The sequence below is a fragment of the Rhizobium herbae genome (assembly GCF_019511375.1).
GTDB lineage: Bacteria > Pseudomonadota > Alphaproteobacteria > Rhizobiales > Rhizobiaceae > Pararhizobium > Pararhizobium herbae_A.
The window spans coordinates 381,018-404,343 of the sequence record NZ_JAEUAO010000001.1 but is presented as its reverse complement, the minus strand read 5'-3'; the positions used below and the strand labels follow the sequence as shown (position 1 = coordinate 404,343).

Annotated in this window: 29 protein-coding genes; 11 read left to right on the top strand and 18 right to left on the bottom strand. The window is 61.4% G+C overall.

Annotated features, from left to right (window positions below; translation table 11 throughout):
• Window positions 1–117: 117 nt before the first annotated feature.
• Together JNB71_RS02045 and JNB71_RS02040 are read right to left on the bottom strand one after the other, a co-directional pair.
• Window positions 118–510 carry a ribbon-helix-helix domain-containing protein gene (locus JNB71_RS02045; RefSeq protein WP_112855157.1) on the bottom strand — a complete coding sequence of 131 codons (393 nt, stop codon included), beginning with the start codon at window positions 508–510 and terminating at the stop codon, window positions 118–120.
• A 109-nt stretch (window positions 511–619) separates the two neighbouring features.
• Window positions 620–1,228: a DJ-1/PfpI family protein gene (locus JNB71_RS02040; protein WP_220370174.1), complete on the bottom strand. Its 609-nt coding sequence runs from the start codon at window positions 1,226–1,228 to the stop codon at window positions 620–622.
• Between the two features lie 196 nt (window positions 1,229–1,424).
• Here JNB71_RS02040 and JNB71_RS02035 point away from each other — a divergent pair, with 196 nt between their 5' ends.
• The 9 genes from JNB71_RS02035 (at window position 1,425) to JNB71_RS01995 (ending at window position 9,680) form a co-directional block, all read left to right on the top strand.
• On the top strand, window positions 1,425–1,949 hold the full coding sequence (locus tag JNB71_RS02035; protein ID WP_220370173.1) for a hypothetical protein: 525 nt from the start codon (window positions 1,425–1,427) through the stop codon (window positions 1,947–1,949).
• Between the two features lie 107 nt (window positions 1,950–2,056).
• Complete coding sequence (locus JNB71_RS02030) at window positions 2,057–2,578, top strand: hypothetical protein (protein ID WP_220370172.1); 522 nt, start codon at window positions 2,057–2,059, stop codon at window positions 2,576–2,578.
• Window positions 2,579–2,657: 79 nt separating this feature from the next.
• Window positions 2,658–3,491, top strand: a complete 834-nt coding sequence (locus tag JNB71_RS02025; RefSeq protein ID WP_220370171.1) for an RNA methyltransferase — start codon at window positions 2,658–2,660, stop codon at window positions 3,489–3,491.
• Window positions 3,478–4,275 carry a glutamate racemase gene (gene murI / locus JNB71_RS02020; protein ID WP_220370169.1) on the top strand — a complete coding sequence of 266 codons (798 nt, stop codon included), beginning with the start codon at window positions 3,478–3,480 and terminating at the stop codon, window positions 4,273–4,275. Before JNB71_RS02025 ends, murI begins: the two co-directional genes overlap by 14 nt.
• Window positions 4,276–4,400: 125 nt before the next feature.
• A complete protein-coding gene (locus JNB71_RS02015) occupies window positions 4,401–5,915 on the top strand; it encodes an ATP-binding protein (RefSeq protein ID WP_220370168.1) in 1,515 nt (504 codons plus the stop codon).
• Between the two features lie 289 nt (window positions 5,916–6,204).
• Window positions 6,205–6,822: a 30S ribosomal protein S4 gene (gene rpsD, locus JNB71_RS02010; RefSeq protein ID WP_220370167.1), complete on the top strand. Its 618-nt coding sequence runs from the start codon at window positions 6,205–6,207 to the stop codon at window positions 6,820–6,822.
• A gap of 91 nt (window positions 6,823–6,913) precedes the next feature.
• On the top strand, window positions 6,914–7,858 hold the full coding sequence (locus tag JNB71_RS02005) for a glutaminase (protein WP_220370166.1): 945 nt from the start codon (window positions 6,914–6,916) through the stop codon (window positions 7,856–7,858).
• Between the two features lie 113 nt (window positions 7,859–7,971).
• Complete coding sequence (gene ttcA / locus JNB71_RS02000) at window positions 7,972–8,859, top strand: tRNA 2-thiocytidine(32) synthetase TtcA (protein ID WP_220370165.1); 888 nt, start codon at window positions 7,972–7,974, stop codon at window positions 8,857–8,859.
• Entirely contained in the window at window positions 8,856–9,680 is an 825-nt protein-coding gene (locus JNB71_RS01995; RefSeq protein ID WP_220370164.1) for an inositol monophosphatase family protein, read from the top strand. Before ttcA ends, JNB71_RS01995 begins: the two co-directional genes overlap by 4 nt.
• A 70-nt stretch (window positions 9,681–9,750) precedes the next feature.
• Here JNB71_RS01995 and JNB71_RS01990 read toward each other — a convergent pair whose 3' ends face one another.
• From JNB71_RS01990 to JNB71_RS01955, 8 genes are all read right to left on the bottom strand, one after another.
• Complete coding sequence (locus JNB71_RS01990) at window positions 9,751–11,037, bottom strand: multidrug effflux MFS transporter (RefSeq protein WP_220370163.1); 1,287 nt, start codon at window positions 11,035–11,037, stop codon at window positions 9,751–9,753.
• A 36-nt stretch (window positions 11,038–11,073) separates the two neighbouring features.
• A complete protein-coding gene (locus JNB71_RS01985; RefSeq protein ID WP_220370162.1) occupies window positions 11,074–12,309 on the bottom strand; it encodes a multidrug effflux MFS transporter in 1,236 nt (411 codons plus the stop codon).
• Between the two features lie 368 nt (window positions 12,310–12,677).
• Complete coding sequence (gene grxD / locus JNB71_RS01980) at window positions 12,678–13,013, bottom strand: Grx4 family monothiol glutaredoxin (protein ID WP_018324710.1); 336 nt, start codon at window positions 13,011–13,013, stop codon at window positions 12,678–12,680.
• A gap of 139 nt (window positions 13,014–13,152) precedes the next feature.
• On the bottom strand, window positions 13,153–13,377 hold the full coding sequence (locus tag JNB71_RS01975; RefSeq protein WP_220370161.1) for a hypothetical protein: 225 nt from the start codon (window positions 13,375–13,377) through the stop codon (window positions 13,153–13,155).
• A gap of 6 nt (window positions 13,378–13,383) precedes the next feature.
• Window positions 13,384–13,617, bottom strand: coding sequence for a BolA family protein (locus JNB71_RS01970; RefSeq protein ID WP_018324712.1), 234 nt, complete (start codon window positions 13,615–13,617; stop codon window positions 13,384–13,386).
• Between the two features lie 3 nt (window positions 13,618–13,620).
• The gene (locus tag JNB71_RS01965; protein ID WP_220370160.1) at window positions 13,621–14,376 is read right to left on the bottom strand and encodes a membrane-anchored protein; all 756 of its coding nucleotides are present in this window, start codon (window positions 14,374–14,376) and stop codon (window positions 13,621–13,623) included.
• Between the two features lie 164 nt (window positions 14,377–14,540).
• Window positions 14,541–16,772, bottom strand: a complete 2,232-nt coding sequence (purL, locus tag JNB71_RS01960; RefSeq protein WP_220370159.1) for a phosphoribosylformylglycinamidine synthase subunit PurL — start codon at window positions 16,770–16,772, stop codon at window positions 14,541–14,543.
• Between the two features lie 184 nt (window positions 16,773–16,956).
• Window positions 16,957–18,375 carry a PLP-dependent aminotransferase family protein gene (locus tag JNB71_RS01955; RefSeq protein WP_220370158.1) on the bottom strand — a complete coding sequence of 473 codons (1,419 nt, stop codon included), beginning with the start codon at window positions 18,373–18,375 and terminating at the stop codon, window positions 16,957–16,959.
• Between JNB71_RS01955 and JNB71_RS24335 the strand changes: the two genes are divergently transcribed.
• Window positions 18,374–18,712 carry a DUF1127 domain-containing protein gene (locus tag JNB71_RS24335; protein WP_223215722.1) on the top strand — a complete coding sequence of 113 codons (339 nt, stop codon included), beginning with the start codon at window positions 18,374–18,376 and terminating at the stop codon, window positions 18,710–18,712. The genes JNB71_RS01955 and JNB71_RS24335 overlap by 2 nt on opposite strands.
• 14 nt (window positions 18,713–18,726) lie before the next feature.
• Here JNB71_RS24335 and arsC read toward each other — a convergent pair whose 3' ends face one another.
• The 7 genes from arsC to purC all read right to left on the bottom strand — a co-directional run bounded on the left by arsC (window position 18,727) and on the right by purC (window position 21,930).
• Window positions 18,727–19,074, bottom strand: coding sequence for an arsenate reductase (glutaredoxin) (gene arsC, locus JNB71_RS01945; RefSeq protein WP_220370157.1), 348 nt, complete (start codon window positions 19,072–19,074; stop codon window positions 18,727–18,729).
• Between the two features lie 235 nt (window positions 19,075–19,309).
• Window positions 19,310–19,711, bottom strand: coding sequence for a hypothetical protein (locus JNB71_RS01940; RefSeq protein WP_220370156.1), 402 nt, complete (start codon window positions 19,709–19,711; stop codon window positions 19,310–19,312).
• A 51-nt stretch (window positions 19,712–19,762) separates the two neighbouring features.
• A complete protein-coding gene (gene purQ / locus JNB71_RS01935) occupies window positions 19,763–20,434 on the bottom strand; it encodes a phosphoribosylformylglycinamidine synthase subunit PurQ (RefSeq protein WP_220370155.1) in 672 nt (223 codons plus the stop codon).
• A complete protein-coding gene (locus JNB71_RS01930) occupies window positions 20,431–20,688 on the bottom strand; it encodes a hypothetical protein (RefSeq protein ID WP_112855174.1) in 258 nt (85 codons plus the stop codon). Before JNB71_RS01930 ends, purQ begins: the two co-directional genes overlap by 4 nt.
• The gene (locus JNB71_RS01925) at window positions 20,681–20,887 is read right to left on the bottom strand and encodes a hypothetical protein (protein ID WP_112855175.1); all 207 of its coding nucleotides are present in this window, start codon (window positions 20,885–20,887) and stop codon (window positions 20,681–20,683) included. Before JNB71_RS01925 ends, JNB71_RS01930 begins: the two co-directional genes overlap by 8 nt.
• Window positions 20,888–20,906: 19 nt before the next feature.
• Window positions 20,907–21,149, bottom strand: a complete 243-nt coding sequence (gene purS, locus JNB71_RS01920) for a phosphoribosylformylglycinamidine synthase subunit PurS (protein ID WP_220370154.1) — start codon at window positions 21,147–21,149, stop codon at window positions 20,907–20,909.
• A 16-nt stretch (window positions 21,150–21,165) separates the two neighbouring features.
• Window positions 21,166–21,930 carry a phosphoribosylaminoimidazolesuccinocarboxamide synthase gene (gene purC, locus JNB71_RS01915; RefSeq protein WP_018324721.1) on the bottom strand — a complete coding sequence of 255 codons (765 nt, stop codon included), beginning with the start codon at window positions 21,928–21,930 and terminating at the stop codon, window positions 21,166–21,168.
• A gap of 235 nt (window positions 21,931–22,165) precedes the next feature.
• On the opposite strand from purC, the gene JNB71_RS01910 reads away from it, so the two are divergent.
• A complete protein-coding gene (locus tag JNB71_RS01910; RefSeq protein WP_220370153.1) occupies window positions 22,166–22,480 on the top strand; it encodes a DUF1476 domain-containing protein in 315 nt (104 codons plus the stop codon).
• A 279-nt stretch (window positions 22,481–22,759) separates the two neighbouring features.
• On the opposite strand, the gene JNB71_RS01905 is transcribed toward JNB71_RS01910, so the two are convergent.
• Window positions 22,760–23,314: an RBBP9/YdeN family alpha/beta hydrolase gene (locus tag JNB71_RS01905; protein WP_220370152.1), complete on the bottom strand. Its 555-nt coding sequence runs from the start codon at window positions 23,312–23,314 to the stop codon at window positions 22,760–22,762.
• Window positions 23,315–23,326 lie beyond the last annotated feature (12 nt).

Below are 23,326 nucleotides of genomic sequence, written 5' to 3'. Positions count from 1 at the left end.
ACCTCTGCATGGGGTTGGGATGGAAACGGGATTGCGCCCCTATAGCATCCAGTTCACGACAGGCAAAGGCATGGCGGCGTGATTTCGTCAGCGCTTCGTGCGGGGTGGGAGAGCCGCCTAATGACCGCGTGCAGCCCTTGGGAAATAGCCCGCGGGAGACTTTGGATAGCCGCGTTTCTCCTGCGCCAGGACGGCCGGCGCATCGAGGGAGGCGATCGGCGCGTCGCGGCCCGTCGGCACAAGTCCGTCCAGTTGCAGTGCAAGGTAACGCCCGCAGCAGACCCGCAGGAACGAGGTGAAGTTTTCAGGCGGATGTCCTTCCTCGAGCGATTCCGTGTAGAGCCGTCCGATCAGGCGGCCGACCGACATGCCATCGCGTTCGCCAATGTCTTCGAGGATCGACCAGAAGAAACTTTCAAGCCGGATGCTGGTCGCCACGCCGTCGATCCGCACCGAACGCGTCACACTCTGCCACAGCGCCGGATCGGCGCCGATGAATAGTCTGCACATCTATTCCTCCCAGGGCTCAGCCATGATGCCGCGCAAAAATGCTTTCGCGCGTTTCGAGCGGCATCAAGGCCCGGAGTGTCCGCCCTTTGCTGCGATCTGACAAGGCTTGTCAGGCCGCCGAGCGCGTCAGGGAGGGGCTATGGCTTATCTCGGTGCCTAGAACCTTGAGGAACTGGCCGATCCAGGCGGGATGGGCAGGCCAGGCGGGGGCCGTCACCAGATTGCCGTCGGTGACGGCCTGGTCGACCGGGATATCGGCGTAGCGACCGCCAGCGAGTTCGACATCGAAACGGCATGCCGGATAGGCCGAGCAGGTTCGCCCCTTCAGCACGTCGGCTGCAGAAAGAAGCTGTGCGCCATGGCAGATGGCTGCGACCGGTTTTCCGGCATCGAAGAAATGCCGAACCATGGCGATCACGGCCGCGTCGAGCCGCAGATATTCCGGGGCCCTTCCACCGGGGATCACCAGCGCATCGTAGCTATCGGCCCTGGCGTCGGCGAAGGTGGCGTTCAGCGTAAAATTATGGCCGCGCTTTTCCGAATAGGTCTGGTTTCCCTCGAAATCGTGGATCGCCGTGGCGATCTGCTCGCCGGCCGTCTTGCCGGGGCAAACGGCGTCGACGGTATGGCCGACGGCGAGAAGCGCCTGGAACGGCACCATGGTCTCGTAGTCTTCGGCAAAGTCGCCGCAGATCATCAGAATTTTCTTGCCGCTCATCTCATCCTCCATCGTGTTGCGTGCGAAAAAACAATGCCATGTGCGCCTTGCGGCCGGGTATTAGCCGGTTACTACATCGACAGGCGGCGTGCCGCCGTGGTGCGCAAGACTGGCCTCGCATGAGGCCAGGAAAATGGCTATGACCGTGACAGGACGGTGCTGGCCGCCGGTCAGCGACGGGAATCGGGAGAAAGTTATGAAACGCTTGGTACTGGTGCTTCTTGCCTCATGCGCGGTCTCGATGGCCGAGGCTGCCGATCCGGCAGCGCCCGTCAACGAGATCATGCAGGAAGCGGTCAGGGGCTGGGCGGAAGATGCGCAGACGGGCGAGGACTATTTTTCCGAGGCGCGCCTTCAACGCATCTACAGCCAGGATTTTGCCAAGGCCTACCGCGAAGCGGCGAAGTTTCCGGCCTATGACGAGGGCGATTCCCCCTTCGACTACGATGTTATCGTCAGCGGCCAGGACAGTTGCTCGATCAAGGACCTGAACGTTTCGGCCGGTCCCGCCGTGGAGGGCAAAAGCGATGTCGCCGTGACCTTCGACAACACCCATTGCCTGGGCGAGCGCGCGGCCGACTGGAAGCCGAGCGAATTGCATTTCCTCGTGATCGAAGAAGCCGGCCATCCGGTTATCGACGATATTGTCAGGCCGAACGGCGTGGGCTCGCTGAAGGTGGAACTAGAGGGCATTGCAAGCCAGGGGGCAGGCGAGCAGTAGCGGGCTCGATGGTGCGGCCTTCAAAATCGGCGTGTGGCCGGTTGTCGCCGATCGCCGATTCGCGCTAAACGCCTCTGGGTGCGGTGAGGCGAAAGCAGGAGCGCTGGATGAAGATGAAGGCGGCATGCATGGCGGCGTCGATCGTGCTGGCTGGACCGGCTCTCGCAGATGGGCGCGAGGACTTGGTCCGCAGCTATGTCGACCGGATCGTCGTCAATTCGCTGGACGAGCCGGATCGTTATGATCCCTATTTCACCGAGATCCAATTGCTGAACGACTTCAGCGGTAATTTCGTCAATGCTTACACCGAGGCGCTGAAGGAATCCCGCAAGCGGGGCGATGCGACGTTGTTCGAGACCGATCCGATGACGGGGGATGCCAACAGATGTCCCATCGGCAAAACCGGCATCGTGGACCGTACGCGCAGCGACACGCGCAACATGCTCGAGGCGACAATGGATCTGCCGGCTTGCGATGGAGCCCCCGCGCGTTCGATCCGCCTGATGTTCTTCCTTGAAAAGGACGGTTCGTCCTCAGGGACGTACCGGATCGACGACGTGCTGCGCTTCGTCGCGGAGGGAAAGTGGTTTTCGCTGCAGGCATGGCTGGAGCGGCGGGCGCGGCCCTGATGCAGCCTTTCATCATCCGTTTTGATTTTCTCGCTGCTTTGTGCCAGTGAAGCGCCCTGATCTGCGGGAAGGCGAAGGCATGGCAGGAACCAACAGCGAGCGCGAACTATTGACGGAGGGCCCGGCGATCATTCTGGTGCACCCGCAGCTTGGCGAGAACATCGGCATGGTGGCACGCGCCATGGCCAATTTCGGCCTTGCCGAGCTGCGCCTCGTCAATCCGCGTGACGGATGGCCGAGCGAAAAGGCGAAATCGGCCGCCAGCCGCGCGGATCACGTCATCGAAAACGCCAAGCTCTATGCTTCGACGGAGGAGGCCATCGCCGATCTGAATTTCGTCTATGCAACAACTGCGCGTGATCGCTATGGCTATAAGCCGGTCCGGTCTCCGGTTGTCGCGGCCGAAACGCTCCGCCAAAAATTCTCTGCCGGGCAGGCGACAGGCATTCTTTTCGGTCGCGAACGCACGGGTCTCACCAACGAGGAAATCGCGCTCGCCGACGAGATCGTCACCTTTCCCGTCAATCCGGCCTTCGCTTCGCTCAACCTGGCGCAAGCGGTCCTCCTGATGTCGTACGAGTGGCTGAAGACGAGCATGGCCTCGCCTGAGGAAACGTCGTTTCAGGCGCTCTCGCAGAAGCCGGCGACGAAGCAACATCTGCAAGGCCTGTTCGATCACGTCGAGGAAGCACTCGATGCCCGCGGATATTTCCGTCCCGTCGCCAAAAAGCCGAAATTGGTGGAAAATCTGCGCGCTGTCCTGACCCGCCCTGCCTTTACCGAATCTGAAATCCGTCTTGTGCGAGGCGTCATCTCATCGCTTGACCGCTTCACCCGCGAGGCACCTCGCGGTGCCGGAGCACCGGAAAACTCGCGCGCGAAAAAGGTAGACAATGCCGGTGACGACCTCTGAGCTGAAGCCCATCCTCGTCTTCGATAGCGGAATCGGCGGGCTCACCGTGCTGCGCGAGGCGCGCGTGCTGATGCCCGAGCGGCATTTCATCTATGTCGCCGACGACGCGGCTTTTCCTTACGGTGGCTGGGAAGAGCCGGCCCTGAAGGAGCATATCATCAAACTCTTCGCGCAGTTGCTTGCCGCGCACGATCCGGAAATCTGCATCATCGCCTGCAATACAGCATTCACCCTCGTCGGGGCGGATCTGCGCGCCGCCTTTCCGGACATGCGTTTCGTCGGCACCGTCCCGGCAATCAAGCCGGCAGCGGAGCGCACTCGCACAGGACTGGTTTCCGTGCTGGCAACGCCCGGGACGGTCAAGCGCGCCTATACGCGCGATCTCATCCAGTCGTTTGCCTCGCAGTGCAATGTTCGGCTCGTTGGCTCGGAAAATCTGGCGCGGATGGCGGAAGCCTATATTCGCGGCGAGGTGATCAGTGATGCGGCGGTACTCGCCGAGATCGAACAGTGTTTCGTCGAAGAGGACGGCCGCAAGACCGACATCGTCGTGCTGGCCTGCACCCACTATCCCTTCATGGCCAATGTCTTTCGCCGCCTCGCGCCCTGGCCGGTGGACTGGCTCGATCCGGCAGAGGCGATCGCGCGCCAGGCGCGCCGGCTGGTGCCGCTGCCGGACGGTTTTGAACCGCTGAACGGGATCGATCCGGCTCTATTTACGTCGGGCAATCCGGATTTCTCGACGCGTCGGCTGATGCAGGGCTTCGGACTTACCGTACGGTAAACGAAATCTTTCTTAGCTGTGGGTTTTGGTTGCATCGGGGCGAAAACCTGCCGAAACGGTGCTAAGGCTTCCTGCTTGCGGGTTCGTGGCGGCGCATTCGGCATGGCATTTGAAACGAGGTGGATATGAAAGTCGGCATCGATATGGGGACGGCGTCCGATGGCGCATCCGTTCCGCTCGATATCGAGGAGCTTCTGGCGACGCGCCTTCTGGTGCAGGGCAATTCAGGCTCAGGCAAATCGCATCTCCTGCGCCGCCTTCTCGAACAGTCGGCCCCCTGGGTGCAGCAGTGCATCATCGATCCCGAAGGCGATTTCGTCACGCTCGCCGACAAGTTCGGCCATGTCGTGATCGAGGGCGAGCGGACGGAAGCCGAACTGATCGGTATCGCCACCCGCATTCGCCAGCACCGCGTTTCCTGTGTCCTCTCGCTCGAAGGTCTCGATATCGAGCAGCAGATGCGCAATGCCGGTATCTTCCTCAATGCGATGTTCGATGCCGACCGCGACTATTGGTATCCGGTTCTGGTCGTCGTCGACGAGGCGCAGATGTTTGCGCCTTCCGTTGCAGGGGACGTCTCGGAGGAAGCGCGCAAGATCTCGCTCGGTGCCATGACCAATCTGATGTGCCGCGGCCGCAAGCGGGGGCTGGCCGGCGTTATCGCGACCCAGCGACTGGCAAAGCTTGCCAAGAACGTTGCGGCTGAAGCCTCGAACTTCCTGATGGGCCGCACCTTTCTCGACATCGACATGGCGCGCGCCGCCGACCTGCTCGGCATGGACCGGCGCACCGCCGAAATGTTCCGCGATCTGAAGCGCGGTTCCTTCGTGGCGCTCGGGCCGGCCCTTTCGCGCCGTCCGCTGCCGGTGACGATCGGCAATGTGGAGACCTCGGCCCGCTCCACCAGCCCGAAGCTGACGCCGTTGCCCGAGGCGGTCGCGGATGTGGAAGATCTGATCTTCACGCCGGACCCGGAAGAACTGATCCGCCCGATCGTCCGCCGTCCGAGCGCCCAGCCGCGGCCAGCCACAGATATTCTGGCGGAGTTGTCGCGACCGCGTCCGGAGCCAACGGCTTTGATCGAACCGAGGGCGCCGGTGCCGGAAATGCCCGCAGGAGAGCGTGAGGCCCTGCTTGACGGCCTGCTCGCAGAAATCCTCGAAAACCCGGAAGCCGCCTTTCGTGCCGATGCCGAACTGTTCCAGGATTTCCTGGTGCGCTGCCGCATCCGCCGTGTCCCCGGTGCGCCGCTGTCGCTTGCCGCTTTCCGTCGCAAGATGGCGGTTGCGCGTTCGGGCGTCGATGCGGAAACGGCCGAGAGCGAGATCTGGACGTCCGCGCTGGAACTGTCGCGGCAAGTGACCGAAGACCTGCAGGGCGTCTTCCTGCTCGTTGCGCAATCGGCCGTGCGTGGCCTGCCGTGTCCCTCGGACGCGATGATCGCCCGAGCCTACGGCACGCACTCCACGCGACGAGCCCGCCGCCTGCTCGGTTATTTCGAAGAGCAGGGGTTGATCGTCGTTCACAGCGACCTCTCCGGCAAGCGGATCGTGGCTTTTCCCGACCTGCAGGCGGAAACGGCCCCCGGCGCTGCCGACGCAGCCCATGATGACGCGAGAAGCCGCAGCGCTGCGGAATAGGGCGGATTTACGGGATTATTTCTGCCGGTCGTTGACAAATTTGTGAAACTTACCTAAAGACCCGCTCAACGCCGGGCCGAAATGCCCGGTGTTACTTTTTAATGGCGCATATGCCTTATCTTTCCGGCCGAGCCGGAAAGGGAAATGCGCGAACCGACATGTCCCGTGGCTTCTCCATTAGCGTAATGTGAGAAACCTGTCAGAGCTTCTAAAACGAGGTTCAGAGGAGGGCGTGTTTCCTTGATCCGGTTTGGCAACAGACCGGTGTAACCGTTTGAAAGGAAATGCGATGAGCAAGCGCGAATCGTCCAAGTACAAAATTGACCGCCGTATGGGCGAAAACATCTGGGGTCGCCCGAAGTCCCCGGTCAACCGTCGCGAATACGGCCCGGGCCAGCACGGCCAGCGCCGCAAGTCCAAGCTCTCCGACTTCGGCGTTCAGCTGCGCGCCAAGCAGAAGCTCAAGGGCTACTACGGCGACATCCGCGAGAAGCAGTTCCGCGCGATCTACGACGAAGCCAACCGCCGCAAGGGCGACACCTCGGAGAACCTGATCGGCCTGCTCGAATCGCGTCTCGACGCGATCGTCTACCGCGCCAAGTTCGTTCCGACGGTCTTTGCTGCCCGCCAGTTCGTCAACCACGGCCACGTCAAGGTCAACGGCGTTCGCGTCAACATCGGTTCCTACCGCTGCAAGGCCGGCGACGTCATCGAAGTCCGCGAGAAGTCCAAGCAGCTCGTTTCGGTTCTCGAAGCCGTCCAGCTCGCCGAGCGTGACGTTCCGGACTATATCGAAGTCGATCACAACAAGATGGTTGCGACCTACACTCGCGTTCCGGGCCTGACCGACGTTCCGTACCCGGTCGTCATGGAACCGAACCTCGTCGTCGAATTCTATTCGCGATAATTTCTTCTGGCCCCGGCCTTGTGAAATTCGGAAAAGCCACTCAGAGATGGGTGGCTTTTTTGTTGCGTTGCACTGATGCGGAGAATGACTGATGCCCGGCACCGAACCGTTGGACCTGCAGTCGATTGTCGATGATATCTACCGCGAGCTGACACCGCGGCTGGGCGAAGGCAAGGTTGCCGACTACATCCCGCAGCTCGCTCGCGTCGACCCGACACGTTTCGGCATGGCGGTCGTTACCGTGGATGGGAGCGTTTACCGCGCCGGTGACGCCGAGATGCCCTTCTCGATCCAGAGTATCTCCAAGGTCTTCACCTTGACGCTGGCGCTCGGCAAGCACGGCGAAAACATCTGGACGAGGGTCGGGCGCGAGCCCTCCGGTTCCGCCTTCAATTCGATCGTACAGCTTGAGCACGAGCATGGAATTCCGCGCAATCCCTTTATAAACGCGGGTGCGATCGCCATTACGGACCTCGTTCTGGCGGGCCATACGCCGCGCGAGGCGATCGGCGAGATCGTCCGGTTTGTCCGCTACCTCGCCGATGAGGAAGACATCGTCATCGACGCCGAGGTGGCGCGCTCGGAGGCTGCGACCGGCTATCGCAATTTCGCCCTTGCGAATTTCATGCGCTCCTTCGGCAAGCTCGACCACCCGGTCGAGCACGTTCTCGGTGTCTATTTCCATCAGTGCGCGCTGGCGATGAGCTGCGTCCAGCTGGCAAAGGCAGGGTTGTTCCTTGCAGCCTCCGGCAGCAATCCGCTGACCCGGCATTCCGTCGTCTCGCGCCAGAGGGCCCGGCGCATCAATGCGCTGATGCTGACCTGCGGCCATTATGACGGCTCGGGCGATTTCGCCTATCGCGTCGGTCTGCCCGGCAAGAGCGGCGTCGGCGGCGGCATCCTGGTCGCGGCGCCGGGCAAGGCCTCCGTCGCGGTCTGGTCGCCCGGGCTCAATCACAACGGCAATTCGCTGCTCGGCTCGCTGGCTCTGGAAATGCTGGCAAGCCGCACAGGCTGGTCCGTATTCGGCGGCTGAGATCGCCGTTGCGGAACTTTCACAGGGTCGCCCGCGCATTTTCCTTGATCTTGCGGGCGCAGACGGGCAAGTGCAGGGCATAATCTGCGCGTTTTCCAATCCGGGACTCTGTCATGGATATTTCCACCCAATCTCTGGGCGCCGATCTCGAGCGTTCAGCCGGCGGCGATCACGCCCTTGACGACGCGCTGCATCCGATTTTTGCCAAGATGCCGTCGTCGGTGTCGTTCAACAAGCTGCGCAAGCGTCTTTTGCGCCAGGTGCGGCAAGCGATCGAGGATTTCGGCATGCTGAAGGGCCAGAAGCGCTGGCTGGTCGGCGTCTCCGGCGGCAAGGACAGCTACAGTCTGCTGGCGCTTCTGATGGACCTGCAATGGCGCGGTCTGCTGCCGGTCGAACTCGTGGCTTGCAACCTCGATCAGGGCCAGCCGAATTTCCCCAAGCATGTCCTGCCGGAGTACCTGACCTCGATCGGCGTGAAGCACCGGATCGAATATCGCGATACCTATTCGATCGTGAAGGAAAAGGTGCCGGCGGGCGGCACCTATTGCGCGCTCTGTTCGCGCCTGCGCCGCGGCAATCTCTACCGGATCGCCCGCGAGGAAGGCTGCGACGCGCTGGTGCTCGGCCATCACCGCGAGGATATCCTCGAGACTTTCTTCATGAATTTCTTCCATGGCGGCAGGCTCGCCTCGATGCCGGCCAAGCTGTTGAACGACGATGGCGATCTGATGGTGCTCAGGCCGCTTGCCTATGCGGCCGAAGACGATCTCGCCAAATTCGCCGCGGCGATGGAATTTCCGATCATCCCTTGTGATCTCTGCGGTTCGCAGGACGGGCTGGAGCGCAATGCCATGAAGGCGATGCTGGCCGATATCGAACGCCGGATGCCGGGCCGCAAGGACACGATGCTGAGGGCGCTCGGCCACGTCAATCCGTCGCACCTGCTCGACCCGAAACTGTTCGATTTCAAATCCCTGTTCGCGGAGCCCAAAGCATGACATCTGCCATCGATATCGCAGCCATCGCCAACATCCTGCAGGAGGCTGCGGTCAGGGAGATTCTGCCGAAGTTCCGCAATCTCGGCAGCGGCGACGTGCGGATGAAATCGGAAGCCATCGACCTTGTGACCGAAGCCGACGAAGCGGCGGAGCGCCTGATCAAGGCGCGCATGGCCGAGGTCGCACCCGATGCGCTTTTCATCGGCGAAGAATCGGTTGCCGCCAATCCGGCGCTCCTCAACGGCCTTGCCGGCGCCGATCTCGCCGTCATCGTCGATCCGATCGACGGCACTTTCAACTATGCCGCCGGCATGCCGCTTTTCGGCGTCATGGCCGCCGTGGTCGCCAGGGGCGAAACCGTCGCCGGCCTCATCTACGACCCGATGGGCAACGACTGGGTGATCGCCGAGAAAGGTGCAGGCGCCTGGCTTTGCAAGGCTGATGGTTCGCAGGAGCGGTTGAACGTCACGCCGTCTTTGCCGCTCGAAAGCCTCGTCGGCTGCGCGTCGACCGGATTTTATTCGGCGGAAAACCGCCGCATCGTCATGAGCAACATGGCCAAGGTGCGGATCGCCACGAGCTACCGCTGTGCGGCGCATGAGTACCGCGCCTTCGCCAGCGGGTATTTCCATTTCCTGATGTATCAGAAACTGATGCCGTGGGATCACCTTGCCGGCACGCTGATCGCGCAAGAGGCGGGCGCTTATGCCGCGCGCTTCGATGGTTCACCCTATCGACCGGAACATGTGAATGGCGGCCTTCTGGTCGCGTCCAACAGGGATTGCTGGCAGGAGTTGCGCCGAGAGGTCTTTACCGTCTGAGGCGGCAAGGCAATGCAGACAAGATGGCCCGCCCGGCATCGGTCGAGCGGGCCTGTTCGTGACTGCGAGGTCACATATGACCGCCGCCTGCCTCCAGCGCGGCGCGATCGTCGCCCGGATGCGTGAAGAGTTTGCCTCTTTCCGCCCAGAGCGTCGCGATGATCGTTACCGCTCCGAAAGCGGTGAAACCGGCAAACAGCGGCTGCACCGTGCCGTTGAACATCTGGCCTACCGCGCCGCCCAACAGAGCCCCGCCGGTCGTCGAGACGAATCCGGTGATCGCCGTCGCCGTGCCCGCCAGATGTCCCATGGGCTCGAGCGCGATCGCCGTGAAGTTGGTGGCGATCACGGCAAACATCATCAGCAGCACGGAAAACAGCAGGTAGGCGAGCAGGAAGTCCGGCTTGCCGCCGAGCGAAATCAGCAGCCCCAGGCCGGACAGCAGAGTGAACAGAATCGTTGCCGCATGCGAGATGCGCCGCATGCCGAAGCTGCGGACGAAATAGCCATTGGCGAAGTTGGCGACTGCAATGCCTCCGGCGGTTCCGGCAAAGGCGATCGGCAGCCAGTCGCCGAGGCCGTAGACCTCGCCAAAGATCTGCTGGACGGTGACGATATAGGCGCAGATGACGGCGGTGAAGAGCGTCATGCCGATCATGTAGCCGCAGGTGACGCGATTGGCGAGCACCGTTTGGAATCCGGACGCGATGGACGCGATCGAGAGAGGCAGCCGTTCGTCCGATGGCAGGGATTCCTTCAGCCGCAGGCCCGCCCAGACGAAGAGGATCGCGCCGACGCAGCCGAGCAGGATGAAGATCCAGTGCCAGTTCGCGTAGTGGATCACCGCCTGTCCGAGCGAAGGAGCGACGATCGGCACGATCATGAAGACGATCATCACATAGGACATGACGCGCGCCATTTCGCGGCCGCCGAAACAGTCGCGCACCACCGCCATGGTGGTGATGCGAACCGCAGCAGCGCCGATGCCCTGCACGAATCGCAGGAGGAGGAGCATTTCAAAACTCTCGGTTGCGGCGGCTCCCAGCATCGTCACGGTGAAGAAGGCAAGACCGCCGAGCAGGATCGCACGCCGTCCGAACGTGTCAGACAGGCTGCCGAAGATGATCTGCGAGCAGCCGAAACCGAGGAAGAAGATGCCGATGACCAGTTGGGTGTCGTTGGTGTTGGCGACCTTGAGCGACTGGCCGATGGCGGGCAGGGCCGGCAGCATGATGTCGATGGCGATCGCCACGCTCGCGGTCATCAGCGCGATGGTGATGACGAATTCGAAGAAGCCGAGGCCTATTCGGGAGGAGCCGAGATTTTCGATGTGTTCAGCGGTGGTGGTGGCGGACATGAGAGGACCTATCGATGTCTTGGGAGGACGCAGTCGTTAATGAGACGGATTATGCGGGGTGAAAAGGCGGCCTTTTTCGGCGATCAGCACGAAAACCAGGCCGATGACGGAGACGGACAGAAAGCCCATGGCAAGCGGCGTCACGGTGCCATCGAAGGCCTGGCCGATCAGGGCGCCAATGGTCGCACCGCCGATTGTCTGGGTGAAGCCGAGCACCGAGGAGGCGGTTCCGGCAACATGCCCGAGCGGTTCCATCGCCATGGCGTTGAAATTCGGACCGATCAGGCCGAACTGGAACATGGCCGCGCCATAGAGCACGACGAAGAGCCAGAGAGGCAATACGCCGAACAACGAGGCCATGGCCCAGAGGAAACTGGCGAGGGCAAAACCGATCAGCGCGCCGTGCGACAGGCGGCGCATGCCGTATCGCTGGACGAGCCGCGAGTTGGCGAAGGAAGCGACGGCCATCATGCTGGCGAAACCCGCAAAGACCAGCGGGAACCAGTGGCCAAGCTCGTAGACGCCGACCAGAATCTGCTGCGCGGAATTGATGAAGCCGAACAGCGAGCCGAAGATGAAGGATGCGGCCAGCGAATAGCAGAGCGAGACGCGATTGCCCAGCACGATGCGGAACGCATCGACGATGGACGCGACCGTGAACGGGCGGCGATGTTCAACCGAGAGCGTTTCGGGCAGCCGCAGCGTCACCAGCGTCGCCACCAGAGCCGCAAACAGGCAGATGACCACGAAGATCATGTGCCATTCGGCAAAGATCATGATCAATTGGCCGACGCTCGGTGCAATGACCGGTACGATCATGAAGACCATCATGACCAGCGACATGACTTCCGCCATCATCCGCCCGCCATAGACGTCGCGAACGATCGAAATGGTGATGACCCGCGTAGCCGCGGCGCCGATGCCCTGCATGAAGCGCAGCACCAGAAGTCCGGCGAAGCTCGGGACAAAGACGATGGCGAGCGCGCAAAGGGCATAGACGCCGAGGCCGCCGAGAAGCGGCAGCTTGCGGCCGAACCGGTCGGAAAGCGGACCGAAGAACAGTTGCGCGCAACCCATGCCGATGAGATAGGCGGTTATGACATACTGGCGGGTATTTTCATCGGCAACGCCGAGGCTGGCGCCGATCTCCTGCAGGCCCGGCAACATGATATCGATCGAAATCGCGTTGATCGCCATCAGCATGGCCATCAGCGCAACGAATTGCGGTTTCGACAAGGCCGGAAGGCCCGGTGCTTCGGTGGTCACGGTCATCGGAATATTCCTGGGCAGAAGTGCCTGGCGCCTGAACCGAAAACGATGTGTTCCCAAACGCAGAGCAGACGCGGATGAAAATGCTGGAGCCGGTAGTCCCATATCTGGTCGAAAGCGAGGCTCCGACCGCTTTCGAACAATAAACCGGATGATCCGGGCTGGCTGGGTTGGCACTGGTTCGCGAGCTGGCGACGAATGTCTGCCTGCGGTGTGCTTACGCCCTTTTTTGCGACCATCCTGTGACAGCCGCTTCACATTGGCAGCGACTGTTAAAGGTCGCGCAATATTAGGGAGGCTTCACAATTGGTCGGAATCAAAAAAGGCGGTGACCCGCCTTTTTCAGGTTGCTCTGTAACCGAAGTCAGATTTCAGGCGGCGCCCTTGACGGCGATACCGGCTTCTTCGAAATGCGACTGGAGTTCGCCGGCCTGGAACATCTCGCGGACGATGTCACAGCCGCCGATGAATTCGCCCTTGATGTAGAGCTGCGGAATGGTCGGCCAGTTCGAATAGTCCTTGATGCCCTGGCGAAGATCGGCATCGGCAAGGACGTTGATGCCCTTATAGTCGACGCCGATATAGTCGAGCATCTGGACCACTTGGCCCGAGAACCCACACTGGGGGAATTGCGGCGTGCCCTTCATGAAGAGAACGACGTCGTTGCTCTTTACTTCGTTGTCGATGAATTCGTTGATTCCGCTCATATGTCGTCGTCCTTCGTGCTCCGGCGTCAAGGGCCGGGGGTGTCGATCCATTCTAGATAGCATGCAGGCCGGTGATTTTCATCACCCGATCCCAACAAAAATTGATGGCTTTGCCGGTGGCAACATGCCGCCGGCAAAATCAGCGCGTCTTGCTCCGCGAGGCGGACGTCCTGCGGCGGCTCACCTGCTTCTTCGCGGGCCTTACGGCTCTTTTCGCCGTCGCCTTCTTGAACCGGCCGGTGGTTGCCGACCGCGCCTGCCGTTTCTGGCGTTTCGTCGCCGCACGGCTGCCGGTCTTCTTGAGAATTTCGTTCAGGACGCTTTTGACAACGCCATTGACCAGTTCATTCATCAGGCCGGCCATAAAACCTCACTCCGGTGCAGATGTCTGAAGGGCGAGCGCGTGCAGAACACCGCCCATATTTCCCTTCAGCGCATTGTAGACCATCTGGTGCTGTTGAACCCGGCTCTTGCCGCGAAAGGCCTCTGCCACGACTTCGGCGGCATAATGGTCGCCGTCGCCGGCCAGGTCCCGGATTGTCACCTTGGCGCCCGGGATACCGGATTTGATCATGTCTTCAATATCGCCCGGTGTCATCGGCATGCGTCACTCCCTCAGTTCTTTCTTGCTCCACAGCGGCAATCCCGTCGATTCTGCCACATGAGGATCACTTGTATAGAGGCGAAAACCGCGTTCCAACAGTTCCATCAGGATTTTTACGTCGGTGTCGGAATGCAGCCTCTGCATTTTGAGGTCGTTGTAGACATGGCCGGCCGAAGAAGGATCGATCCCCGTGATGATGACGTCCGTTGCGCCGCTGTGAATGGCGTAGAGAACGGCAGTGATACCGTTCGAGAATTTGGATTCGTTGTCGCTCTCCGGCACGACGCGACCGAGCACGACCTCAGCCAGCCGGGTTCGGTGATACTGGTCGATGAGCCGCAATTCATTGAAGCCATAGTCGAAGGCGGCAAGACCTTCGCGCAATCGTGCCTCGCTCCTCGGCCAGCGCAGGACGTAGAGAATGCCGCAGCGCTTGCCCGACAGCGCGCGTCGCACGGCGACAGCGCGCTCGCCCTTGCCTTCGACCTGGTTGAATTGCAGGAACGTGACATCCGGCGCGTCGATACCCCAGCCCGCCGTCGCGGCCTGGGAACCGTTGACGCAAATAACGGCAAACCGGCTGTCAAATCCGTCTGGCAGGTTGGAAACCGGCGCAGAACCAACGATCAGCGCCGGGCCATGAAAAGGGGTGGGCCGTTTCGGCGCTTGCGGCCGCGTGAGCCGATAAGCCAGGCGATACCGCCACGAGCGGCGCAATTTGTTCAGCCGTGTGTACCAGTTCGCTTGACCTGTGCCCATGCGTTCCCCTGAACCCATCCGTATTCATGTGAGAGCCACCAGATAGGGCTCGGACAGGCGTCGGAAAGACCGCTGTTTCTTTCGTTCAGCATTCTTTCCGCGCACCGATAGATTGATGGTCGGTTCAGCGGGAAAGCCGGTGCGCAAGGACGCTGGATTCCGCGTCAGTTTGATTCCGGCAGGCTGCCTTCCATGAAATCCGGGAACCATGCTTCATGAACCGACCGCAATTGCGCGACGGCGAGCGGCTTGGCCGAGCCGAGCACGACTTCGGTACCGCCGGTCGTTCCGATCACGGGCGCCGACACGCCCGCAGCCCTTGCCCGCTCGGCGACGACGTCTGCATGCTCGGGCTTCACGGTGACGACGTAGCGTCCCTGGTCTTCTCCGAAAAAGACGGGGATCGGATCGCGGCCCGCGACTGCGGAAACCTTTGCACCGATGCCCGACGCCATCGCCATTTCGGCAATCGCCAGTGCAAGTCCGCCCGAGGAGCAATCATGCACGGCGGTCGTCAGGCCTTCGACAATGAGGCTGCGGACGAAGTCGCCGGTCTTGCGCTCATGGGCGAGATCCACATGCGGGGCGGGGCCGTCGGTGCGGCCGTGGATGTCGCGCAGGTAGACGGACTGACCGAGATGCGTTCCAAGGCCTTCCGGCGCACCGACGAGGAGGATCTGTTCACCTTCGGCCGCAAAACGGATGCGCGCCATCTGCGACCAGTTGGCGAGCAGGCCGACGCCGCCGATGGTAGGGGTCGGCAGGATGCCCTGGCCGTTCGTCTCGTTGTAGAGCGAGACGTTGCCGGAAACGATCGGGAATTCGAGCGCGCGGCAGGCTTCACCAATGCCCTTGATGGCATGGACGAACTGGCTCATGATTTCCGGTCGTTCCGGATTGCCGAAATTGAGGTTGTCGGTGGCAGCCAGCGGCAGAGCGCCGGTCGCGGTGATGTTGCGCCAGCATTCGGCAACGGCCTGCTTGCCGCCTTCGAACGGATCTGCCTCGACATAGCGCGGCGTCACGTCCGAGGAGAAGGCAAGCGCCTTGGTGGGATGTCCATCGACGCGCACGACACCGGCATCGCCGCCCGGCAGTTGCAGCGAATTGCCCTGGATCAGAGTGTCGTACTGTTCATAAACCCAGCGGCGCGACGAGTTGTTAGCGGAGCCGACGAGCGAGAGGACCGCATCGGCCACATCGGCCTGCGGAATATCGTCTGCAGCAAGCGGCGCAGCCGTTTTCGCCGGGGTCCAGGGACGATCATATTCCGGAGCCTGGTCGCCCAGTTCCTTGATCGGCAGGTTTGCCACTTCCTCGCCCTGATGGATGACGCGGAAACGCAGGTCATCGGTGGTCTTGCCGACGATGGCGAAATCCAGGCCCCATTTGACGAAGATCGCCTTGGCGACCTCTTCCTTGGCGGGTTCAAGCACCATGAGCATGCGCTCCTGGCTTTCCGACAGCATCATCTCGTAGGCCGTCATGCGCTCTTCGCGCACCGGAACCTGGTCGAGCTGCAACTCGATTCCGAGATCGCCCTTGGCGCCCATTTCGACGGCGGAGCAGGTGAGGCCGGCAGCACCCATGTCCTGGATGGCGATGACAGCACCGGTCTTCATCAGTTCGAGGCAGGCTTCGAGCAGGCATTTTTCGGTGAAGGGGTCGCCGACCTGGACGGTCGGGCGCTTCTCCTCGATCGACTCGTCGAATTCGGCTGACGCCATGGTTGCGCCGCCGACGCCGTCGCGGCCGGTCTTGGCTCCGAGATAGACGACCGGCAGGCCGACGCCCTTCGCTTCGGACAGGAATATCGCGTCGGATTTGGCGAGGCCGGCAGCAAAGGCGTTGACGAGGATGTTGCCGTTGTAGCGCGCGTCGAACTCGACCTCGCCGCCGACGGTCGGCACGCCGAATGAATTGCCATAACCGCCGACGCCGGCTACGACGCCCGAAACGAGGTGACGGGTCTTCGGATGATCCGGCGCGCCGAAGCGCAGGGCGTTCATGGCGGCGATCGGGCGGGCGCCCATGGTGAAGACATCGCGCAGAATGCCGCCGACGCCGGTCGCAGCACCCTGATAGGGCTCGATATAGGACGGGTGGTTGTGGCTCTCCATCTTGAAGACGACGACGTCGCCGTCGTCGATATCGACGACGCCGGCATTCTCGCCCGGGCCTTGGATGACGCGCGGACCGGTGGTCGGCAGCGTGCGCAGCCACTTCTTCGAGGACTTGTAGGAGCAATGCTCGTTCCACATCGCCGAAAAGATGCCGAGTTCCGTGAACGTCGGCTCGCGGCCGATCAGGTCGAGGATGCGCTGGTACTCATCCGGCTTCAGGCCGTGCGAGGCGATCAGGTCGGCGGTGATGGGGCGGCTATTGGAAATGGTCATCGGGGTCCATTCGGTCCGTTGGAGCACCCCGGACGGCAAAGGCTCCGTCTGCCAGTGGGGATGCGTCAAAACAAAGAGATCACGTCGGGGCTTCTTTAGCCGAAGCTACTCGGGGATGCGACAGGAAAATGCCGGAAAAACACAGGAGATCGTGCGCTTCTTGCCGCCCGGACCGATGGCCTGATCAGGCGAAGCTGTCGTAGCCGGTACGGCCGCTGTCGAGCAATCGCCGAAGCGTCAGGAATCCGCGCCGCACCTCGTTGCGGTCGGCGGGCGAGGAAAAGCCGATCCGCACCCGATGAAAGACGCTGTCGGTCCGCCCGGCCTTGAACTCGTCCTCGTCGTCGACCAGCACGCCCTCTTCGAAAGCCGCATGCTTGAAGGTTCCCGAGAACCAGGGTTCGGAGAGCTTCAGCCAGAGGAAAGGCACATGCGGATGCGAGTTGAATTCGATGCCCGAAAAGATATCACGCGCCATCTGCTCGCGTGCGCGGATCTCCTCGATGCTTCTCGAGCGCAGGATCGCGGCTTCACCGCTCAGCACGAGGCGTGCGCAGAGTTCGGCGAGCAGAAACGGCATGCCGCCGCTCACCATCTTGTGGGCGATACGGATCCGCTGACTGAAATGGGGAGGGCAGGCCACCCAGCCGCCGCGCACCCCGGCCGCCACCGACTTCGACAATCCGCCAACAAGAAACGTCCGCTCCGGCGCAAGCTCGGCCAGAAGCGGCGTCATGTCGCCCGTCATCGCGCCGTAGAGATCGTCCTCAAGCAGCCAGACACCGTAGCGGCGCGCTATGTCGGCGATCGCCTGCCGACGCTCCAGTGACAATGTGACGACCGTCGGGTTCTGCGCGGTCGGCATCAGGAAGGCGAGTTTCGGGTGCTGCTGGGCGCAGACGCGCTCGAAATCGTCCGGGTCGAGGCCGTAGTCGTCCGTGCGCAGAAGGATCGTGCGTCGACCGATCAGCCCGGCACTGCGGCTGATCTGCGAATAGGTGATGTTTTCGAAGGCGATCTTGTCGCCTGGAGCAGTGACGGCGGCGATGACGGCGACTGCACCCGCATGCGCGCCAAGGGTCGGCACGATGCGGTCCGGCTGCGGCCTGAACGTGCCCTTGGCAAGCCACTGGCTGCCCGCCTCGAACCAGTGCGCCGGAAAATCGCGGGCATAACTGGCGATGTCGGCGTGGTGTTCGCGGCTGATGTCAATCAGCACCTTTTCGAGCGATTTGCCCTGGCCGATATCCGGTGCCGCCGTGCTGTCGAAGCGGAGCTTGCCCGGTGGAGCCTTGATCGGGCGCGTGCCGGCAAGTGCCGCGGTCATCGGATCGGCCTGTTCAGCCGGCCGCAGTTCTGCATTGTCGAGCACGTAGGTACCGCGGCCAACCTCGCCGCTCACAAGGCCGCGTTCGCGCACCAGATGATAGGCCCGACCGATTGTGCCGATTGTCACACCGATATCGAAGGCGAGATTGCGCTGCGGCGGCAATTTCGTTCCGGCCGGCAGCATGCCACCGGCAATCGCCTGCTCGATCTGGTCGGCGATCCGCGCGTAAAGAGGGCCGTGGCCCAGGCTGGGGTCTGGCATCCAAGTTGTCATGGTAACAATTTCTACATTGCATCAATTTCTGTGTCAATTATTACAATACAACATTCCGAAGGTGACGGTGACAATTGATGGAGTAATGGCAATGGGTACAATTTGTGCTGCAGATGATGCAATTTGCTCGCTGAAGACCGATACAATCATGGCACCCATCGGCGCAACGTCACGGGCAAAGCGCCTGCTCTCACGGGTGATCTCATGGATTGCGGAGCGGGAGGAAAAGCGGCTCAGCCGTCTTGCTCTGGCAGAGCTGACGGATGATCAGCTTGCCGACATCGGCTTGACGCCGGCGCAGGCGCGGCGCGAAGCCGCGCAACCGTTCTGGAAGTGACCGTCGCCAGCCGGCTAGAGAAGGTCGAGAACCTTCGTCTTCGGCCGGCAGATGGCCACGCCTTTTTCGCTGACCACGATCGGACGTTCGATCAGTTCGGGGTGCGCCAGCAGGGCGTCGAGGATCTGCCGGTCCGTCTTGGTCTCGTCGTCGAGGTGGAGCGAGTGATAGACTTTTTCTTTCGTGCGCAACACGGCGCGTGGTGGCAAGTCCATGGCCAACAGAAGGCCCAGCATCTGCTCGTGGGTGGGCGGCGTCTTCATGTATTCGACGATGACCGGCTCGATGCCGGATTCGCGGATCATTTCGAGCACCGCCCGGGACGTGCTGCAGCGGTTGTTGTGATAAATCGTGACGCTCATGAATGTGCCCTTGACCGTTGACGCACGAGAATGACGGAATTCGTTGAAACAGCCGGTCTACGCGCTTGAGGGGCGTAACGCAAATTCGTGACACAGGTGAGAACGGCATTTCGGGATGAAACCCGCAAGCAAACATCCGGCGCCTTCAGGCAGGCTTCATCACCTGGTTCGCTCGAACTGGAGCGTGGAGTGCGAAAAAACCGGGAGAAGTAGCCGGTGATAAGAGTGCCTGCGGCTATCGGCAGCCGGTACCGCCAGCGGCCCAGCGTTTCACGTCCGTCGCCATTCTCGTTCCAACCGGTTCATTGAACAGCGGTCCGAAGGCCTGAAGCCGGGCCGGGTGTCCTTCCGCCTGGACGACGGCGAGCGGGCGTGATTCGGGTGAGTTTCGCTTGACGAGCAGGATGCGCGGGCGTCCGGAGAAGGAATTGAGTTCCGGCGCGAGGCGATATGGCTTGAAGGCTGCGTCGCCGGATTTGAACCAGCAAGCGTTGGCACCGAGCGCCACGCGTTCCATGGTGGGCAGAGCCGCCGTGTTCTGCGCAGGCGCTGGCGGTCTGGCCGATTGGCAGCCGGCGGCAAGCGTGGCGACCACGCCGGCAGTGGCAAGAAAACGGATGAAAGCTGTGCCGCGCATCGGAAGGCCCCTGTGATTCGTCTCGGTGGGAGCCTTCTATCAGGCGGATTGTTAAGCAGCTATTACATCCAGGGCGGAAGCAAAGAGACCGCGGCCGTCTGCGCCGCCGTGAGCAGCCTCGATCAGGTTTTCCGGATGCGGCATCATGCCGAGAACATTGCCCTTCGCATTGACGATACCGGCAATGTCGTTGATGGAACCGTTCGGATTGGTGCCGGCGGCATAGCGGAAAACGACCTGGCCGTTGCCTTCGATAGCCCTCAACGTCTCCGCGTCGGCAAAATAGTTGCCGTCATGGTGGGCGACGGGGCAGCGGATGATCTGGCCCTGCTCGTAGGCGCGGCTGAAATCGGTATTGGCGTTGACGACTTCCAGCTGGATTTCCTTGCAGACGAATTTCAGCGAGGCATTGCGCATCAGCGCGCCCGGCAGGAGGCCCGCTTCGACGAGAATCTGGAAACCATTGCAGACGCCCAGCACCTTGACGCCGGCCTCGGCCTTCGCCTTGATCGCCTGCATCACCGGCATGCGCGCGGCGATCGCGCCGCAGCGCAGGTAGTCGCCATAGGAGAAGCCGCCGGGGATGACGATCAGGTCGACATCCGGGATATCCGTCTCCGTCTGCCAGATCGTCACCGGCGCCTTGCCGGAAATCTTGGTGAGCGCCGCAATCATGTCGCGGTCACGATTAAGGCCTGGAAGCTGAACGACGGCTGATTTCATGGGTGCGGTTCAAACCTGGATTGGGCCTCGGCAAGCTCGCGCAGTTCGAGGCGGTTTTCTATTCTCTCCAAGCGTTCATCTATTTGATGAAGCATTGTGTATAGCGTGTTGATGTCGTTCTGGTGCGCGTGCAACGAAAGTCTTATGGAGCCTATTTCGCTTCGCAGATCGCGTATGCCGGTATCGGCCTTGTCAGCTCGCGCATGCACACGCCGCAGTATCTCGTGAATGAGTTCCTGAGTGACGTCAGCCATGCAATACGCCTGCTCGATCGAAGCGATCCCCGAACAGTGCCTGCTTCAGCGCTTCTGTTCGCGCCCGGCCTTCTGCCAGTTCCTGATTGGTCTCCTTCATGAAGGAGACCAATTCTTCAAGGGAACTCACGGTTTCGCCGAGACGCCGGTCAAGTTCCACGACTTCAGCGTAGATCATCTCCTTCGTCACGTCGCCCATGAGACTGCTCCTTCAACCCTCAGTCGAGAGCGATAGTGTAGTTCTCGATCACCGTGTTTGCCAGAAGTTTCTCGCACATGGCCTTCAGGTCGGCTTCGGCCTTTGTCTTGTCGGCGGTGTCGATCTGCAGATCAAAGACCTTCCCCTGGCGGACGTGGCCGATGCTGTCGAAGCCGAGGGCGCCGAGGGCGCCTTCGATGGCCTTGCCCTGCGGGTCGAGAACGCCGTTCTTCAGCGTCACTGTTACGCGTGCGTTGATCACTGTTGTCTTTTCCTGCTTATTTCACCAGCACGGGGCCGGTGCCGCGCGGCGGCTCGTTCTCGTTCATGATGCCAAGACGGCGAGCCACTTCCTGGTAGGCCTCGACGAGGCCGCCCATGTCGCGGCGGAACCGGTCCTTGTCCATCTTTTCCTTGGTTTCGACGTCCCACAGACGGCAGCTGTCCGGCGAGATTTCGTCTGCCAAGATGATGCGCATCATGTCGCCTTCGAACAGGCGGCCGCATTCGATCTTGAAATCGACGAGCTGGATGCCGACGCCGAGGAACAGGCCGGTGAGGAAGTCGTTGATGCGGATGGCGAGCGCCATGATATCGTCGAGTTCCTGCGGGCTTGCCCAGCCGAAAGCGGTGATGTGCTCTTCGGAGACCATCGGGTCATCGAGCGCATCGGCCTTGTAATAGAACTCGATGATCGAGCGCGGCAGGACCACGCCTTCCTCGATGCCGAGGCGCTTGGACAGGGAGCCCGCGGCCACATTGCGCACGACGATCTCCAGCGGAATGATTTCCACTTCCTTGATCAACTGCTCGCGCATGTTCAGGCGGCGGATGAAATGCGTGGGGATGCCGATCCTGTTCAGGTGCGTGAAGATATATTCGGAAATGCGGTTGTTGAGCACGCCCTTGCCGTCGATGACATCGTGCTTCTTCTTGTTGAAGGCGGTTGCGTCATCTTTGAAAAACTGGATCAGCGTACCCGGCTCAGGACCCTCATAAAGGATCTTGGCTTTGCCTTCGTAAATACGGCGGCGACGGTTCATCAATAGTGTTCTCTATAAGTTGTCGGCGCTCTTGGGCTGCGCCTTGGCATTTTCTAATCGGGTCCATAGCCCAAAAGAAACTATTTCACAATCGGCGTCTGATCCGATCCCCTGAATTAGCAGGAGCGTAACACGGAAAGTCGTCAAAGCGGAAAACTTCGCATTGCACTTTTGGCGGGCTTTTGGTTTATGGGGCGAAAAGCTGTTTACGGGATGGTTTCAGGGAGATCGACGGATGACCAGTATGCAGGACCGCGAAAAGGCGTTTGAGGCGAAATTTGCGCTGGATGAAGAGCTGCGGTTCAAGGCCGGGGCGCGCCGCAACAAACTGCTCGGTCTCTGGGCCGCCGGGCTTCTGGGCAAGAGCGATCCCGATGCCTACGCCACGGAGGTCATCGCCGCCGATTTCGAGGAAGCTGGACATGAGGACGTCGTGCGCAAGATCCGCGCGGATTTCGAAGCTGCCGGCATCGCCCAGACTGAAGACGACATTCGCCTGAAGATGCTGGAGCTTCTCTCCGAGGCAGTCACCCAGATCCAGAACGGCTGATACGGGTCACCGAAAGCCTGCGAGGCCGTCCGCTTGCGGGCGGCCTTTTTTGTTTTGGCGCCGACGTTGGCTGGCCTGATATTGCTTCGCTATCGGTAAACGCGCTCGGAAAATGCGCTCATGCCTGGACGAACCATCATTCGTAGAGCATCCGGCGGCTGATCGGGTTGTGGAGACGGGCAACCTTCGAGCCGAGAAGTCGCTGCGCAGGCTTGCGGCCGGCATTACAATCGTCGTAATCGGGTGATTCTATGCGTAGTAAGGGCGCTTGATGTCGGCTCAGGGGCGAAGGCGGCTGAGAAACTGGGCAAAGACCATCGTGCCTTCCGGCCACGGACCGTGACCCGATTCGGCGTTGATGTGGCCCGACTCGCCGGCATCGACCAGCAGCGCGCCCCAGGCGTTGGCGATATCGCCGGCATGATCGTAGGATCCGAACGGATCGTTGCGGCTTGCGATCACCATGCTTGGGAACGGCAGCGGATCGCGCGGGTAGGGGCCGAACGTCATCAGATGCCTTGGCCGGATTTTCGGGTTTGTCACTTCCGGCGGGGCGACGAGGAAAGCGCCGGCAATCTTCTTTTGGGCGTGCGGCAGGGCATGAATGGCTGTCGCGACGCCGAGCGAATGCGCCACGATGACAACAGGCCTGGTCGCCGCGTTGATATCTTCGATCATCCTCTTAACCCAGTCTTCGCGGACGGGCTTTGACCATTCTGCCTGTTCGACGCGCCGCGCCGTGGCAAGCTTGTTCTGCCACCGCGTCTGCCAGTGGTCAGGGCCCGAGTTGGTGTAACCGGGAACGATCAGGATATCTGCTTCAGATGCTTTCATAATAACCGCGAT

Excerpts from the sequence above, each read along its gene's own strand:
- JNB71_RS02030 (WP_220370172.1), top strand. The coding sequence starts at position 2,057 with ATGAAGATGAAGGCGGCATGCATGGCGGCGTCGATCGTGCTGGCTGGA.
- JNB71_RS02015 (WP_220370168.1), top strand. The coding sequence starts at position 4,401 with ATGAAAGTCGGCATCGATATGGGGACGGCGTCCGATGGCGCATCCGTT.
- JNB71_RS02005 (WP_220370166.1), top strand. The coding sequence starts at position 6,914 with ATGCCCGGCACCGAACCGTTGGACCTGCAGTCGATTGTCGATGATATC.
- JNB71_RS02025 (WP_220370171.1), top strand. The coding sequence starts at position 2,658 with ATGGCAGGAACCAACAGCGAGCGCGAACTATTGACGGAGGGCCCGGCG.
- JNB71_RS24335 (WP_223215722.1), top strand. The coding sequence starts at position 18,374 with ATGGTAACAATTTCTACATTGCATCAATTTCTGTGTCAATTATTACAA.
- JNB71_RS01985 (WP_220370162.1), bottom strand. The coding sequence starts at position 12,309 with ATGACCGTGACCACCGAAGCACCGGGCCTTCCGGCCTTGTCGAAACCG.
- JNB71_RS01905 (WP_220370152.1), bottom strand. The coding sequence starts at position 23,314 with ATGAAAGCATCTGAAGCAGATATCCTGATCGTTCCCGGTTACACCAAC.
- JNB71_RS01965 (WP_220370160.1), bottom strand. The coding sequence starts at position 14,376 with ATGGGCACAGGTCAAGCGAACTGGTACACACGGCTGAACAAATTGCGC.
- purQ (WP_220370155.1), bottom strand. The coding sequence starts at position 20,434 with ATGAAATCAGCCGTCGTTCAGCTTCCAGGCCTTAATCGTGACCGCGAC.
- arsC (WP_220370157.1), bottom strand. The coding sequence starts at position 19,074 with ATGAGCGTCACGATTTATCACAACAACCGCTGCAGCACGTCCCGGGCG.
- rpsD (WP_220370167.1), top strand. The coding sequence starts at position 6,205 with ATGAGCAAGCGCGAATCGTCCAAGTACAAAATTGACCGCCGTATGGGC.
- JNB71_RS01970 (WP_018324712.1), bottom strand. The coding sequence starts at position 13,617 with ATGCCGATGACACCGGGCGATATTGAAGACATGATCAAATCCGGTATC.
- JNB71_RS01940 (WP_220370156.1), bottom strand. The coding sequence starts at position 19,711 with ATGCGCGGCACAGCTTTCATCCGTTTTCTTGCCACTGCCGGCGTGGTC.
- JNB71_RS01955 (WP_220370158.1), bottom strand. The coding sequence starts at position 18,375 with ATGACAACTTGGATGCCAGACCCCAGCCTGGGCCACGGCCCTCTTTAC.
- JNB71_RS02045 (WP_112855157.1), bottom strand. The coding sequence starts at position 510 with ATGTGCAGACTATTCATCGGCGCCGATCCGGCGCTGTGGCAGAGTGTG.
- JNB71_RS01930 (WP_112855174.1), bottom strand. The coding sequence starts at position 20,688 with ATGGCTGACGTCACTCAGGAACTCATTCACGAGATACTGCGGCGTGTG.
- JNB71_RS02035 (WP_220370173.1), top strand. The coding sequence starts at position 1,425 with ATGAAACGCTTGGTACTGGTGCTTCTTGCCTCATGCGCGGTCTCGATG.
- JNB71_RS01925 (WP_112855175.1), bottom strand. The coding sequence starts at position 20,887 with ATGGGCGACGTGACGAAGGAGATGATCTACGCTGAAGTCGTGGAACTT.
- JNB71_RS02040 (WP_220370174.1), bottom strand. The coding sequence starts at position 1,228 with ATGAGCGGCAAGAAAATTCTGATGATCTGCGGCGACTTTGCCGAAGAC.
- purC (WP_018324721.1), bottom strand. The coding sequence starts at position 21,930 with ATGAACCGTCGCCGCCGTATTTACGAAGGCAAAGCCAAGATCCTTTAT.
- ttcA (WP_220370165.1), top strand. The coding sequence starts at position 7,972 with ATGGATATTTCCACCCAATCTCTGGGCGCCGATCTCGAGCGTTCAGCC.
- JNB71_RS01995 (WP_220370164.1), top strand. The coding sequence starts at position 8,856 with ATGACATCTGCCATCGATATCGCAGCCATCGCCAACATCCTGCAGGAG.
- purL (WP_220370159.1), bottom strand. The coding sequence starts at position 16,772 with ATGACCATTTCCAATAGCCGCCCCATCACCGCCGACCTGATCGCCTCG.
- grxD (WP_018324710.1), bottom strand. The coding sequence starts at position 13,013 with ATGAGCGGAATCAACGAATTCATCGACAACGAAGTAAAGAGCAACGAC.
- JNB71_RS01990 (WP_220370163.1), bottom strand. The coding sequence starts at position 11,037 with ATGTCCGCCACCACCACCGCTGAACACATCGAAAATCTCGGCTCCTCC.
- JNB71_RS01975 (WP_220370161.1), bottom strand. The coding sequence starts at position 13,377 with ATGGCCGGCCTGATGAATGAACTGGTCAATGGCGTTGTCAAAAGCGTC.
- JNB71_RS01910 (WP_220370153.1), top strand. The coding sequence starts at position 22,166 with ATGACCAGTATGCAGGACCGCGAAAAGGCGTTTGAGGCGAAATTTGCG.